This is a genomic window from Micromonospora sp. CV4, assembly GCF_003667455.1.
Taxonomy (GTDB): domain Bacteria; phylum Actinomycetota; class Actinomycetes; order Mycobacteriales; family Micromonosporaceae; genus Micromonospora.
Genome location: NZ_RCVI01000261.1, coordinates 14,486 through 27,178 on the forward strand (window position 1 = coordinate 14,486; position 12,693 = coordinate 27,178).

General features: G+C 73.0%; 11 protein-coding genes. 5 read left to right on the forward strand and 6 right to left on the reverse strand.

What is annotated here, in order from left to right; translation table 11 throughout:
- Nucleotides 1-24: 24 nt before the first annotated feature.
- From EAD98_RS15185 to EAD98_RS15210, 6 genes are read right to left on the reverse strand one after another with little or no spacing between them, the layout of a single operon-like run.
- Nucleotides 25-957 (reverse strand): sugar kinase, encoded by a 933-nt coding sequence (locus EAD98_RS15185; RefSeq protein ID WP_121654707.1) that lies wholly within the window; start codon nucleotides 955-957, stop codon nucleotides 25-27.
- Entirely contained in the window at nucleotides 954-1,574 is a 621-nt protein-coding gene (locus tag EAD98_RS15190) for a bifunctional 4-hydroxy-2-oxoglutarate aldolase/2-dehydro-3-deoxy-phosphogluconate aldolase (RefSeq protein WP_121654708.1), read from the reverse strand. The genes EAD98_RS15185 and EAD98_RS15190 overlap by 4 nt, the downstream gene beginning before the upstream one ends.
- Nucleotides 1,571-2,428 (reverse strand): hypothetical protein, encoded by an 858-nt coding sequence (locus tag EAD98_RS15195; protein ID WP_121654709.1) that lies wholly within the window; start codon nucleotides 2,426-2,428, stop codon nucleotides 1,571-1,573. Before EAD98_RS15195 ends, EAD98_RS15190 begins: the two co-directional genes overlap by 4 nt.
- On the reverse strand, nucleotides 2,422-3,567 hold the full coding sequence (gene dgoD / locus EAD98_RS15200; protein ID WP_121654710.1) for a galactonate dehydratase: 1,146 nt from the start codon (nucleotides 3,565-3,567) through the stop codon (nucleotides 2,422-2,424). Before dgoD ends, EAD98_RS15195 begins: the two co-directional genes overlap by 7 nt.
- Entirely contained in the window at nucleotides 3,564-4,274 is a 711-nt protein-coding gene (locus EAD98_RS15205; RefSeq protein ID WP_121654711.1) for a FadR/GntR family transcriptional regulator, read from the reverse strand. Before EAD98_RS15205 ends, dgoD begins: the two co-directional genes overlap by 4 nt.
- Before the next feature lie 37 nt (nucleotides 4,275-4,311).
- Nucleotides 4,312-5,070 carry an SDR family NAD(P)-dependent oxidoreductase gene (locus EAD98_RS15210; RefSeq protein WP_233583835.1) on the reverse strand — a complete coding sequence of 253 codons (759 nt, stop codon included), beginning with the start codon at nucleotides 5,068-5,070 and terminating at the stop codon, nucleotides 4,312-4,314.
- A gap of 146 nt (nucleotides 5,071-5,216) precedes the next feature.
- On the opposite strand from EAD98_RS15210, the gene EAD98_RS15215 reads away from it, so the two are divergent.
- Genes EAD98_RS15215 through EAD98_RS15235 form a run of 5 tightly spaced genes read left to right on the forward strand, consistent with a single transcriptional unit; the run spans nucleotide 5,217 to nucleotide 12,599 of the window.
- The gene (locus tag EAD98_RS15215; protein ID WP_121654713.1) at nucleotides 5,217-6,512 is read left to right on the forward strand and encodes an ABC transporter substrate-binding protein; all 1,296 of its coding nucleotides are present in this window, start codon (nucleotides 5,217-5,219) and stop codon (nucleotides 6,510-6,512) included.
- A gap of 1 nt (nucleotide 6,513) precedes the next feature.
- Nucleotides 6,514-7,431: a carbohydrate ABC transporter permease gene (locus tag EAD98_RS15220; protein WP_121654714.1), complete on the forward strand. Its 918-nt coding sequence runs from the start codon at nucleotides 6,514-6,516 to the stop codon at nucleotides 7,429-7,431.
- Nucleotides 7,431-8,252, forward strand: coding sequence for a carbohydrate ABC transporter permease (locus EAD98_RS15225; protein ID WP_121654715.1), 822 nt, complete (start codon nucleotides 7,431-7,433; stop codon nucleotides 8,250-8,252). The genes EAD98_RS15220 and EAD98_RS15225 overlap by 1 nt, the downstream gene beginning before the upstream one ends.
- On the forward strand, nucleotides 8,249-10,336 hold the full coding sequence (locus EAD98_RS15230; RefSeq protein WP_121654716.1) for an alpha-galactosidase: 2,088 nt from the start codon (nucleotides 8,249-8,251) through the stop codon (nucleotides 10,334-10,336). Before EAD98_RS15225 ends, EAD98_RS15230 begins: the two co-directional genes overlap by 4 nt.
- Before the next feature lie 46 nt (nucleotides 10,337-10,382).
- Nucleotides 10,383-12,599, forward strand: a complete 2,217-nt coding sequence (locus EAD98_RS15235) for a glycoside hydrolase family 27 protein (protein ID WP_121654717.1) — start codon at nucleotides 10,383-10,385, stop codon at nucleotides 12,597-12,599.
- Nucleotides 12,600-12,693: the final 94 nt, after the last annotated feature.

Below are 12,693 nucleotides of genomic sequence, written 5' to 3' on the forward strand. Positions count from 1 at the left end.
ACCGGTGGCCTGTCGGCCCGGTGGTCAGCGCACGGTGCCGCCGGGCCCGTGGTCGAGCAGCGCCAGCTCCGACCGGTCGGGCAGGCCCTCCCAGTCGCCCCGGGTGGCCACCGCGAACGCGCCGGTGGTGACCGCCCGGTCCAGCCGTGCCGGCGCGTCGGCCCCGTCCAGCCAGCCGGAGAGGAGCCCGGCCACGAAGGCGTCGCCGGCGCCGACGGTGTCCACCACCGGCACCGTGCGGGCGGGCCGGTGAACCGTGCCGTCCGCGCTGTGGCTGGTCGCCCCGTCGGCGCCGTGCTTCACCACGACCTCGGTCACGCCGGCCGCCCGCAGGTCCGCGACGGGGTCGGCGGCGTCGGTCAGCACGGCCAGCTCGTCGTCGGAGGCGACCACCAGGTCGACCGACGGCAGCAGCGGCCGTAGCGCGGCACCGGCCTCGGCGACCGACCAGAGCCGGTGCCGGTGGTTGACGTCCAGGCAGACGGTGCTGCCCGCCGCGCGGGCTAGTCGTACCGCCTCCACGACGGCCTGGTACGGCTCGGCGCCCAGCGCGCAGGTGATGCCGGTGATGTGCAGCAGCCGGGGCGGCCGGTCGAAGGCGGGGGTGACGTCGGCGGAGCGCAGTCGGGATCCGGCCGACCCGGCGCGGTGGTAGGTGACCCGGTTGATGTCGGCGACCCGGGACTCGAAGAGGATCAGCCCGGTGGGCGCCGTCGGGTCGATCCTGGACCAGGTCAGGTCGACGCCCTCGGCGCGCAGCGTGCGGCGGACCAGTTCGCCGGGCTCGTCGGCGCCGGTGACCCCGACCCAGGCGGCCCGGTGGCCGAGCCGGACCAGGCCGATGGCCACGGTCGACTCGGAGCCGGCGACCGAGATGCCGGCGGTGCCGCCCAGCCGCAGCGGCCCGGTGGTGCGGAAGGCCGCCATCGTCTCGCCGAGGGTGAGCAGGTCGGTCACGGCCGGACCGCCGTGAGGAAGGCGGCGGCCCGCTCGCGCAGCGCCTCCGGGTCGCCGCCGCGAACCGCGTCGCCGAGCAGCGGGGAGCCGACGCCCACCGCGACGGCGCCGCGGTCGAGGTAGCGCCGTGCGCCGTCGGCGTCGACTCCGCCGACCGGCACGAACGCGGTGCCGGGGAACGGGTCGCGCAGCGCGCCGAGGTAGTCGGGCCCACCCAGCGAGGCCGGGAAGAGCTTGATCGCGGCGGCTCCCGCGTTGCTGGCCTGCACCACCTCGGTGGGCGTGAGCGCGCCGGCCAGCACCGGCAGCCCGAGCCGGTCGGCCTCGGCGAGGCTCGGCGCCAACGCCGGGGTGACCAGGAAGCCGGCACCCGCGTCGGCCGCCGCGCGGGCGTCCTCGGCACTGAGCACGGTGCCCGCGCCCAGGGCGAAGTCCGGGCCCAGGGCGGCTCGGGCCCGTCGGATGATGCCGAGCGCGTCGGCGCTGGTCAGCGACACCTCGACCAGCGCGACGCCGCTCTCGGCCATGGTGAGCACCGCGGACAGCGCGGCGGCCGGATCGGGCCCGCGCACGATCGCCAGCAGTCGGTGGGTACGCAACTCGTGCAGCAGGTTCATCGCGATCGTCCTCGGTGGAAACGGTGGGCGGAGATGGTGAGCCGCCAGGCGACCTCACCGGCGGGCGGGACGACCGCCGCGTCGGACGGACCGGCATCGGCCAGGTCGAAGGCGGCGCCGAGCATCGGTTCGACGCCGACGCTGCGGTAGGGGGCGGCGGCCGGCCAGCCGTTCAGGTTGCGCCAGAGCGCGGTGCTGCGGGGTTGGCCGTCGCACTCCAGCTCCAGGGTCAGCCGGTCGGCGCCGTCGGTCACCTGGACCCGGGGGCAGTCGAGCAGCACGGCGCCGAGCGCGGTCCCGTCGTCCGGGCCCAGCGTATCCAGTGCCAGCCCGGCCGGTGCCGGCCAGGGCCCGGTCAGCCAGGGGCTGCCGGCGGGCCAGGCGGCCGGGGGGAGCAGCGCGGCGGCCTCCGGATGCAGCCGGGTGAGGGTGCCGGCGGGTGCGTCGAGACGGGCCCCCGCGGAGAGGTCGAGCAGGGCGTGCGCCGCCCACACGAACCGGTGGCCGGGGTCGGCGGCCAGCCGGTAGTCGGCCACCACCACGCCGTCGGAGTCGGTGATGCGGCGGGTCACCGTGAACGTGGGGCGCTCGATGACCACCGTGCCAGGCGCGGTTGTCCGCCACGGCCGGGACCACACCTCGCCGTGGTCGGGCCGGCCGCGCACGGTGGGCAGGCACTCCTCCAACCCGCCGGCGTCGATGAACGCGTCGTCGGGGCGTACGTCGTGCCGGCCGGGCTCCGGCCCGCGCCAGAGCCATTCCCGGCCGCCGCCGCGCAGGCTGGTCCACCGGCCGCCGCGCGCCGCGTCGTACGCCACCCGCAGCGGCACCGGCCCGGCCGCCCCGGTCACCATTCGGCGAACGACCCGTCGCGGTGCTGCCAGACCGGGTTTCGCCAGGCGTGCGGGGTACGGGCGGCCTGACGGACCGCCGCCTCGTCCACGGTGATGCCCAGACCGGGCCGGTCGGGCCGGGCGATGTGCCCGTCCACGAACCGAAAGGGCTCCGGGTCGACGACGTAGTCCAGCAGCTCCGAGCCGGAGTGGTAGTGGATGCCGATGCTCTGCTCCTGGATCAGGAAGTTCGGCGTCGCGAAGGCCACCTGGAGGCTGGCCGCCAGGGAGATCGGGCCGAGCGGGCAGTGCGGGGCCAGCAACGCCCCGTACGTCTCGGCCAGTGTGGCGATCCGGCGCACCTCGGAGATCCCGCCGGCGTGCGACAGGTCGGGCTGAACCACGGCGACCCCGGCCTGTAGCGGGCCGAGGAACTCGGAGCGGCCGTAGAGCCGTTCGCCGGTGGCCACCGGGATCGGCGTGCCGGCGACGATGTCGCGCAGGTGGTGGGCCTGGTCGGGCAGGACCGGTTCCTCCACGAAGAAGGGACGCAGGGGAGCCAGCTCGGGCAGGATCCGGCGTATCGCGGCCAGCCCGGCCCGGCCATGGAAGTCCAGCGCGATGTCCCGGTCGGGGCCGAGCACCTCCCGGGCGGCGGCGACCCGGCCGACAACCGCGTCCACCTCGGCGGAGGTGGGGATGGCGGAGAGTCGTCCGCAGGCGTTCATCTTGACCCCGGTGAGACCGGCGGCTACCTGGCCGGCGGCCGCGTCGGCCACCTCGTCGGGCTCGTCCCCGCCGATCCAGGAGTAGATGCGCACCCGGTCCCGGACGGCCCCACCGAGCAGGGCGTGCACCGGCGCCCCGTACGCCTGCCCGGCGATGTCCCACAACGCCTGGTCGAGGCCGGCGACCGCGCTGGAGAGGATCGGGCCGCCCCGGTAGAAGCCGCCCTTGGTGAGCACCTGCCAGTGCTGCTCGATCCGAAGCGGATCCTCGCCGATCAGGTATTCGGAGAGCACCTCGACCGCGCTGCGCACCACCTCGGCGCGCCCCTCGACCACGGGCTCACCCCACCCCACCAGCCCGTCGTCGGTCTCCACCCGGCAGAACAACCATCGTGGCGCGACCAGGAAGGTCTCGATCCGCTCGATCTTCACCGACTGCCCTTCTGTCCCCGTGCCTTCTCAACGTCCCGGACGGCCTTGTCCAGCAACTCACGCATGGCCGCCTCGGTCGCCGTCTCGTCGCGTGCCCGCAGCGCGTCGACCACCGCGCGGTGGCTGGGCACCGGGTCGTCGTGCGCGTCGCCGCCGTGCACCAGCCGGTCCCGCTCGGCGAGCCCGGTCTCCATCACCACCTCCATGCGTTCCAGCAGCTCGTTGTGGGTGGCGGCGAGCAGCGCACGGTGGAAGGAGAGGTCGGCGGCGACGGCGGCGGCGGGGTCGCCGTTTGCCTCGGCCATCTCGACCAGCGCCCGGTCGAGGGCCGCGATGTCGTCCTCGGTGGCCCGGCTGGCGGCCAGTCGCGCGGCGGCCGGCTCGATGATGGCGCGTACCTCGTGCAGCTGGTCGAGCAGGCGCTCGTGGGGACCTTCGGCGAACTGCCAGCGGATCACGTCACCGTCGAGCAGGTTCCAGTCCGCGCGCGGCCGGACGAACGTGCCGCGCTTCTGCCGGGCGTCGACGATGCCCTTGGCCGAGAGGACCTTCAGCGCCTCGCGCAGCGCCGTCAGACTGACGTCGAACTCCTCCTGCAACGCGACGATGTTGAGCGTCGCCCCGGCGGGGATCTCACCGGTTAGGATGCGGCGGGCGATGGCTTCGACGGTCTGCCCGTGGACGCCGCGGCGTGCGTACTGTGCCAATGCTCTCCTGGCCTTCTCGCTGGTCGGTATCGATCTCTCAGGCCGAGGCTTTCACCGCGGTCCAGCCACCGTCCACCACCAGGCTCGCGCCGGTGACGTAGGCGGCGTCCGGTGAGGCGAGGAAGGCCACCGTCGCGGCCACCTCGTCCGGCGTGCCGAACCGCTTCGCCACGGTCTCCGCGACGCTGCGTCGGCGGTCCTCTTCGGACACCTCGGCCCAGGCGTCGGTGAGGATCGGACCGGGCAGCACGGTGTTGACCCGCACCTGTGGGCCGTACTCCACGGCGAGCTGGCGGCCGAGCGCGACGAGGCCACCCTTGGCCGCGGCGTACGCGGGCCGGCCCGGCAGCCCGACCAGCGCGTGCACCGAGGAGATCAGCACCACCGCGCCCGCGCGCGCCCGCAGATCGTCCAGGCAGGCGCGTACGCCGAGGAAGGAGCCGGTGAGGCTGACGCCGAGCTGGTGGTCCCAGGACTGCCGGCTGGTCTCGTGCGCCGGGGCGACCTGCACGGCGTACGCGGTGCTGACCAGGATGTCCACCGGCCCGAGGTGGTCCCGCACCGCCGCCACGGCGGCCGACCAGTCGGCCTCGTCGCTGACATCGCCCATTACGGACAGTGCTCGGTTGCCGCGTGCGGTCAGGTCGTCGGCCAGCGGGGTCGAATCGGCCACGTCGAGCAGCGCGACGGCCGCTCCCTCGGCGGCGAGCCGCCGGGCGGTGGCCGCGCCGATTCCGCCCATCGCACCGGTGACCAGCGCGTTCTTGCCCTCAAGCCGGCGCATAAGCTGATCCACCTGACCCTCGCCTTGATCTCATCTAATCATTAATTACGAAGATATCTTGACAGCCGCCGAGGGTCGATGCAACCTTCTGGTCACACCATTCACATGGCCGACACATTGCGCCGTGACGCTACGTGTCGTAGAGGAAGGACACCCCCGTGAGCGACTTCGACCCCGGTCGCCGGCGATTCCTTGGCCACCTCGGGCTCGCCGGCCTGGGTGCCCTCGGCGCCAGCTCGTTCCTCAGCGCGTGCGCCAGCTCCGCGAGCGAGCCGACGGCGAGCAACAGCTCCGGCGCGGTCACCATCCAGTCCAACCTCTCCTCGCCGCAGGCCAAGGCGGCGATGGAGAAGCTGATCGCGAACTTCAACACGCAGGGCAAGGGCACGGCGAGCCTCAACACGATCGCCTCGGAGACCTTCCGGACCCAGCTGCCGACGTACCTGACCTCGGCCAACCCGCCGGACCTCTACACCTGGTACGCCGGCTCGGTCGCCAACGACTACGCCAGCCGCGACCTGCTGCTCGACGTCTCCGACGTCTGGAAGTCGCTCGGCGACTACCCCCAGTCGCTGCGCACCCTCTCCACCGACGCCAGCGGCAAGCAGATCTTCGTGCCGATGAACAACTACTGGTGGGGCTTCTTCTACCGCAAGTCCAACTTCGCCAAGTGGGGCGTGCAGGAGCCGAAGACCTGGACCGACTTCCTGGCGCTGTGCGAGACGCTGAAGAGCAAGGGCATTCCGCCGATCGGCATCGGTCTCGGCGACACCCCCTGGGTGGCCTCGGCCTGGTTCGACTACCTCAACATCCGGATCAACGGCGCCCCGTTCCACCGCGAGCTGCTCGCCGGCAAGCAGCGTTTCGACGACCCCAAGGTCAAGGCGGTCTTCACCCGCTGGCGCGAGGCCCTGCCCTACTTCGACCCGAAGGGCAAGGCGTACCCGTTCCAGGAGGCGACCACCGCGCTGCTGGCCGGCAAGACCGGCATGTTCCTGATCGGCACGTTCTTCGCCGACGCGGCACCCAAGGACGCCCTCGGCGACCTGGACTTCTTCCGGTTCCCGATCATCGACCCGGCGGTGCCCCTGGCCGAGGAGGCGCCGACCGACGGCTTCTTCGCCAGCGCGAAGACCGCCAACCCGACCGGCGCCAAGGCCCTGCTCACCTACCTCTCCGGGGTGGAGGCGCAGGAGGCGTACGTCAAGGCCAGCTCCGGCATCGTCCTGCCGGCCAACCCGAAGGCCAAGGCGTCCGACTCGCCGCTGGTGGTCAAGGGCAAGGCCATGCTCGACGAGGCCAAGGAGCTGACGCAGTTCTTCAACCGCGACTCGAGCGACGCGCTCCAGCCGACCGCGGACACCGCGCTGACCAAGTTCATCGACAAGCCGGACCAGATCGACGCGATCCTGCGGGAGTGGCAGGCCGGCGCCGAGAAGGTCTTCAAGGGCTGACGTGACAGCAACGATCTCCACGACTTCGGTCACCCCCACCCGGCGGCGGCGACGGTCGGCTCGACTGTCGCCGCTGCTGGTGGCGTTCGTCCTCGTGCCGTTCGCGGTCGAGAGCGTCTGGGTCTTCTGGCCGGCGCTCCAGGGCTTCTGGTTCTCCCTCACCCGCTGGGACGGGATGTCGCCGCCCACCTTCGTCGGCGTCGACAACTACGTGGAGATGGCCGGCGACGCCACCTTCCGGGGCGCGCTGCTCAACACGGTGATCTGGCTGGTCCTCTTCGGCGGCCTCTCCGTGCTGGGTGGCTTCGGCATGGCGCTGGTCCTGCAGAAGGAGCGACGTGGGGTCGGCTTCTACCGGGCCGCCCTGTTCACCCCGGTGGTCTTCTCCCTGGTGGTGACCGCGCTGGTCTGGAGGGTCTTCTACCAGCCCGACGGCATCGCCGACACGCTGCTGCGGGCCGTCGGCCTGGAGCAGCTGATCCGGCCCTGGCTCGCCGATCCGCAGACCGCGCTGTACGCGGTGATCCTGCCCGCCCTGTGGCGGCAGATCGGCTACGTGATGGTGCTGTTCCTGGCCGGACTGAAGGCGATCGACCCGGCGCTGCACGAGGCGGCCCGGATGGACGGCGCCAACTCCTGGCAGCGGCTGCGGCACGTCACCATTCCCCAGCTCAAGGGGGTCAACGCCGTCGTGCTGTCGGTCATCGTGATCGATTCGCTGCGCTCGTTCGACATCGTCTGGTCGCTGACCAAGGGCGGCCCGTACCACTCGTCGGAGCTGCTCAGCACCTACATGTACTCGACCGCGTTCCAGAGCCTGCGGCTGGGCTACGCCTCCGCGATCGCGGTCGTGATCTTCGTGCTGGCGCTGGCGGTCATCCTCGGCTACCTGGTCCGCGCCTTCCGGGAGGAAGCGTGATGAACAAGCTCCGCACCGGGGGCTTCCACACCGGAATGATCCTGCTCTCGCTGCTCTGGCTGGGGCCGGTCATCTGGGTCGTGGTGATGTCCACCCGGACGTTCGACGACATCGCCGCCCACGGGGTCGGCAGCCTGCCCCGGTCCTTCACCCTGGACACCTACCGGCAGGCGTGGACCGACGGCGGCGAGCTGCGCGCCCTCATCAACAGCATGCTGGTCACCATCCCGTCGGTGGCGCTGAGCCTGGGTCTGGCCGCGATGGCCGCGTTCGCGCTGAGCCGCTTCCGCATCCCCGGCCGGCGGACCATCCTGCTGCTGATGCTCGCCGGCAACCTGCTGCCACCGCAGATCCTGCTCATCCCGGTGTCCAAGTTCAGCGAGCTGACCGGCCTGTACGACACGCTCTGGGCGCTCATCGCGGTACAGGTCGGCTTCGGGCTCGGCTTCTACACCTTCGTCCTGCACGGCTTCATGCGGGACCTGCCGGGTGAGATCCAGGAGGCGGCCACGATCGACGGCGCCGGCACGGCGCAGATCTTCACCCGGGTGATGCTGCCGCTGACCCGGCCCGCACTGGCCGCGCTCGGGGCGCTCTCCTTCACCTGGATCTTCAACGACCTGCTCTGGGCGATCACCGTGTTGCGCACCGACGACAACATGCCGATCACCCCGGCCCTGCTCGGCCTCCAGGGGCAGTTCGTCTCGTCCTGGAACGTCATCGCCGCCGGCACGGTCATCGCGGCCGTACCGACGGTCGCGGTCTTCCTGCGCTTCCAGCGGCACTTCGTCTCCGGCCTGGCGCTCGGAGCGGTCAAGTGACCGCCACGACGGGGCAGCGCTGGACGCTGCGTGGCGCGCACACCGAGTACACCGTGACCGTGCCGGCACACGGCCGCTGGCTGGAGCTGGTCGCGTGGGGCCCGCACGGGGTCTCCGACGGCCCGTCCCCGGTCGCCTACGACGGCCCGGTGCCGTTCCTCACCGCCGGGGACGCCGCCCCGATCGAGTACGCGACCGACGCCGACCGACCGTTCACCGGCGCCGACCTGGTCGTCGAGACCGCCAGCGGGGACCGCCGGGTCGGCTTCGTCCACACCGACGTGCGGGCCGATGCCGACCAGCGGGAGCTGGCCGTCGACTTCGCCGACCCGGTGACCGGGCTGCGCGCCACCGTGCACTACCGGGTGCCCGCCGGCACCGACGTGGTGCAGCGGTGGGTCGAGTTGAGCAACGACGGCACCGGTCCGTTGCGGGTCGTCCGGGCCGGGTCGGCCGGGTTCTGCGTGCCGACGCCGCACGGCGCGCTGCTCAGCCACCAGTGGGGGCAGTGGTCGCAGGAGTTCCAGCTCTCCCACGTCGAGCTGGGCCACGGCACGTTCACCATCGGCAGCGCGCAGGGCGTGCCGGGGCACCTGCACGTGCCCTGGCTGGCCGTACGGGACACCGCCGAGCCGACCGGCCCGGCCTGGGCTCTGGCCCTGGCCTGGACCGGCTCCTGGGAGATCAGCGCCGAGCGGGACACCGGGGGCCTGACCCGGGTCCGGGCCGGCCGGCAGCTGGTCGACGGCCCGCTGGAGCTGGCCCCCGGTGACCGGCTGACGCTGCCCGAGGTGACCGGGGCGTACAGCCCGGACGGCCTGGACGGCCTGGCCCGGGTCTGGCACACCCACCAGCGGCTGCTCGCCGCCGACCGACTCACCCCGCGCCCGGTGCTCTACAACTCGTGGGAGGCCACCTACTTCGCCGTCGAGGCGAAGAGCCAGTTGGCGCTCGCCGAGATCGCCGCCGAGCTGGGCGTGGAGACGTTCGTGGTGGACGACGGCTGGTTCGTCGGCCGCGACGACGACACCGCCGGGCTGGGCGACTGGACGCCGGACCCGGCGAAATTCCCGGCCGGTTTCGACGCGTTCATCGCCGACGTCCGCGCGCTCGGGCTGAACTTCGGGCTCTGGGTCGAGCCGGAGTGCGTCAACCCGAAGTCGACCCTCTACGCCCAGCACCCGGAGTGGGTCTACGCCGTCCACGGCCGTCCGCTCACCCCGGTCCGCAACCAGTACCTGCTCGACCTGGGCCGCCCGGAGGTCGCCGAGTTCGTCCACTCCACCGTGGACGGTCTGCTCCGCCGGTACGACATCGACTACCTGAAGTGGGACTTCAACCGGCCGCGTACCGAGCCGGGGCGCCCGGGCGGGGTCGGCCCGCTCGACCTGGACGGCGCACACGTGGCCAACCTGCACCGGATCTACGAGCGGCTGCGCCGGGACCACCCCGGCGTGCTCATCGAGGCCTGTGCCGGTGGGGGCGCGCGCACCGACCTGGCGATGGCCGCCCGGGCCGACGTGTTCTGGCCCAGCGACAACACCGGACCGCTGGACCGGCTGGCCATCCAGTACGGCTTCCTGCACGCCAACGCCCCGCACCTGCTCAGCTCCTGGGTCACCGACGCGCCCGGCCTGTTCGACCCCCGCCCGCGAACGCTCGCGTTCCGGTTCGTGCTCGCGATGGCCGGCGTGCTCGGCATCGGCGCGGACATCCGGGCCTGGACCCCCGCCGAGCGGGCCGAGGCCGCCGGCTGGATCGCCCGCTACAAGGAGATCCGGGACGTCGTCACCCACGGCGAGGTGCACCTGATCGGAGGCCCCGACCAGACCCGCTGCGCGGTGCAGTACACCGCGCCGGACGAGCGCCGCGTGGTCGTCCTGGCCTGGCACACCGGACGGCTCGACGGCACCGGCCTGCTGCCGTCCCGCCCGGTCCGGCTACCCCTGCGTGGCCTCGACCCGGCGGCCCGCTACCGGCACGGCGGCCGCCACTACTCCGGCAGCCACCTCGCCGCGGTCGGCCTGCCCGTGCAGTGGAGCGCGGCCCACGACGCCGACCTCATCGTGCTGACCCGCGACTGAGGCCGGAGCACCACCACCCCCGCCCCCGAGGGACAGGAGTACCTCCATGCGCCTGAACCGACCGCTGACCGCAGCCCTGGCCGTTCTCGGCCTGGGCCTGGCCAGCCCCATGCCGGCGATGGCCGGCCCACCGCACGCCGACCCACCGAAGGCCGGCGGCCACGGCGGACCGGGTAAACCGGGCCACGCCCCCGCCACCGGCGCCGAGGACCAGGGTGCGCCGACCTTCTTCAACAGCGGGCTCGCCCCGACGCCCTACCAGGGCTGGAACACCTACTTCGGTCTCGGTGGCGACCCCACCGAGGCCGAAGTGCGGTCGGTCACCGACTTCATGGTCAGCAGCGGCCTGCGGGACGCCGGCTACACCTACGTCTGGATCGACGGCAACTGGGCCGCGCCCACCCCGCGCAACGAGGCCGGCCAGCTCGTCGCCGATCCCGCCCGCTTCCCGGGTGGGATGGCCGCGCTGGCCGCGTACATCCACAGCAAGGGCATGAAGGCCGGCATCTACACGGACGCCGGGCCGTACCTGCCCGGGCAGTGCGGGCTCGGCAGCAACGGCCACTACCAGGCCGACATCGCCCAGTTCGGCGGCTGGGGCTTCGACGCCCTCAAGGCCGACTGGCTCTGCGGCCGGGCCGCCGGCCTCGACCCGGAGACCACCTTCCGTGAGCTGGCCGAGGCGGTACGCCAGTCGCCCCGACCGATGCTGCTGAACATCTGCAACCCGGTCAGCTCCGACTGGGGCGGCGGCCCGTACACCCCCGAGCAGCTCTCCACCTGGACCTACACGTACGCGCCCACCGTCGCCGACTCCTGGCGGACGTACACCGACGTGGGGCTCACCGACCCGACGCCGCAGTGGGCGTTCCCGTGGGTGCTGCGCAACATGGACGTCAACGCGTACCACCCGGTGGCCACCGGGCCGGGGCACTACAACGACCCGGACTACCTGCTGCCGATGCGTCCGCTGCCCGGTGGCGGGTACGAGCTGAGCCTGGAGGAGTCCAAGACCCAGCTCGGCATGTGGTCCATCATGGCCGCCCCGCTGGTCATCGGCTCCGACCCGCGCGGCCTGCCCAGCGAGATGATCTCGGCGTTGACCAACCCGGAGATCATCGCCGTGAACCAGGACCGGCTCGTCCGGCAGGGCGTCAAGGTCGCCGACACCGGGACCGACGCGCAGGTCTGGAGCAAGGTGCTCACCGGCTCGGGTCGGCGGGCGGTCGCGCTGCTCAACCGGCACGACACCGCCCAGGAGATCACCGTCAACTTCGCCGACGTCGCGCTCGGCGGGCCGGTCGCGGTCCGTGACCTGTGGGCCCGCACCACCGTCGACGCTGCGCCGGGCACCGCCGGCGTCCAGCCGTTCACCGGCTCGTACACCGTCCAGGTCCCGGCGCACGGAGTGGCCATGCTCGGCCTGACCGGCACCGACCAGGTCGCCGGCGTCAGCCTCGGCGGCACCGCCAGCGCCAGCCCGGCGCTGGTCCGGGTGGACGACACGCACGCGGCAGCCTTCGTCCGCACGGCGCAGGGCGCGCTGGCGGTGAACACCCGCTCGGGCGCGACCTGGGGGACCCACTGGACCTCCCTCGGCGGCCCGGTCGGCGGTCGGATCCTCGGCCAGCCCGCGGCGTACGCCTCGCCGGACGGCCGGCTCGACGTCTTCGTACGGGGCACCGACAACGCGGCCTGGCAGCGCAGTTACGTCGCCGGGAAGTGGGGTCCGTGGCGCAGTCTGGGCGGCACGGTGACCGACGGGCCCACGGTGGCCTGGACCAGCCCGACCCAGTGGACGCTGATCGCCCGCGGCGCCGACGGCAAGCTCTGGTCGCGCACCCCGGGCAGCGGCTGGACGGGCATCGGCGCGCCCGAGGACCGACCGATCTACGGCCGGCCGAGTGCCGTTGTCGACGACGCCGGCGTGCTGCACGTCGCGGTCCGCAGCCGGACCGACGAGGTGTGGTGGCGCAGCCGGACCGGCACCACCTGGTCGGCCTGGACGAACCTGGGCGGCACCACCAGCGGCAGTCCGACCATGCTCGCCACCGCGGGCCGGGTGTACCTCTTCGCGTTGGCCGCCGACAACCGGCTCTGGCAGCGCAACCTGGTCGACGGGGCGTGGGGCGGCTGGTTCCGTCGTGGCGAGTTCGCCACCGACGCGTTCCGGGGCGCACCGGGTGCCGCGGCCGGCGCCGACGGCGGCGCCTGGCTGGCGGTACGCGGCGTCGACGACCGGGTGCACCAGATCGTCCTCTGATCTCTCGTGGCGTGCCGTCGGCGGTTCGACCCGCCGGCGGCACGCCGTCGGGATCAGGCCGGGACGAGTTCCCGGCGCCTGCGCAGGACGGCCA